Origin of the sequence: Curtobacterium sp. C2H10, assembly GCF_025407985.1 — a bacterium.
Taxonomy (GTDB): domain Bacteria; phylum Actinomycetota; class Actinomycetes; order Actinomycetales; family Microbacteriaceae; genus Curtobacterium.
The window spans coordinates 1-718 of sequence record NZ_JABXGF010000100.1; the positions used below are offsets into that span (position 1 = coordinate 1).

Here is a 718-nt window from a genome sequence, read left to right on the forward strand (position 1 = left end):
GTGCCACCGCTCGGGATGCCGCTGCCTCGTGGGCCGCCGCGGTGCCGAGTGCACCCGAGGCTCCGTCGAGCGGACCCGGGTCCACGCCGGCACCCGGAGCCACGCCGACGCCCGCCGCGGGCGCTGCGAACGCGTCTTCGACCGGCCAGGGCACGACTGCGGGCGACGAGCCGGCCGTGCGTCCCATCGGCGCCGTCGGGTTCCAGCAGCTCCGCGACTCCTGGCCGCAGATCGTCGAGCACGTCCAGCGGCAGAAGCGTTCGGCGTGGTCCGTGGTCGTCACGGCGCAGGTCACGGCGCTGCGCGACGACGTCCTCACCCTCACGTTCCCAAGCCAGCAGGACGTCGCCTCGTTCAAGGAGATGTCCGACCCGAACGCCAGCGTCAGCGAGCTCCTGCGGGCCGCGATCGTCGACGTACTCGGGCTCCGTGTGAAGTTCGTCGCCCGTGGTCCCGGTGGGCCGGGGCAGCAGCGACCGCCGCAGCAGCCCGGGGCCCAGCCGCCGCAGGGGGCCGCGCAGCCGGCGCCGGCTGCCGCGCCTGCCCCTGACGCCGCTGTTGCCGCTGCTGCGAGTGCTGCACGGCCCGGTGCCGACCGGTCCGCCGAGACGGCTCCGGCCGCCCCCGCGCGTCCGGAGCCGACGACGGCCGAGCCGCTCGGGTCCGCCGAGCGGCCGGCGGCGGAGGACTCCGCCGACCGGTCCGCTGCCCAGGAGTC

1 protein-coding gene and 1 pseudogene are annotated in these 718 nt (G+C 76.7%); one reads left to right on the forward strand and one right to left on the reverse strand.

What is annotated here, in order from left to right:
* Positions 1 to 187, reverse strand: a 187-nt coding sequence (locus HWD93_RS18185; RefSeq protein WP_261647570.1) for a hypothetical protein, incomplete at its 3' end; no start/stop codon positions are given.
* Between HWD93_RS18185 and HWD93_RS18190 the strand changes: the two are divergent.
* Positions 177 to 718: pseudogene (locus tag HWD93_RS18190) on the forward strand (DNA polymerase III subunit gamma and tau); the annotation flags it as partial. The gene HWD93_RS18185 and the pseudogene HWD93_RS18190 sit on opposite strands and share 11 nt — an antisense overlap.